Source organism: Gilvimarinus sp. 1_MG-2023 (assembly GCF_030548285.1).
On the sequence record NZ_JAUOSC010000587.1, the window covers coordinates 1 to 320 of the forward strand.

The 320-nt window shown below is 52.5% G+C and carries 1 protein-coding gene; it reads right to left on the reverse strand.

The genetic code is table 11. From position 1 onward, the window contains the following. The coding region (locus Q4563_RS18200; RefSeq protein WP_303605504.1) for a hypothetical protein at positions 1-306 on the reverse strand (306 nt) is incomplete at its 3' end. Positions 307-320: the final 14 nt, after the last annotated feature.

The following is a 320-nucleotide window of genomic DNA, read 5'->3' on the forward strand; positions in this document are numbered from 1 at the left end:
CATTTCCAGCGCCCGATCACCCAACGAAGGCGACTTCAGTTGCTGGCCATTCCAGTTCACCTGGTAATAATGGCCGGATTCCAGGGCAACAAAGATAGGCGGTAAAATATGTTCATCAATATCCATGCGGTCGTCGTGCCAGTGAATCTCCTGCAACAACAGGTCTCGATCATGCTCCAGCCGGGTTTTGAAATAATCGGTAGCGGATACAAACAGCGCGATAGCAGTGGCAGTGGCAATCAGTACGATGATCACCAACTGCCCCACCAGCAAAGAGCGGAACAGCCGGGCCGACAAGGACCACATTAGCGTTTCCCCAT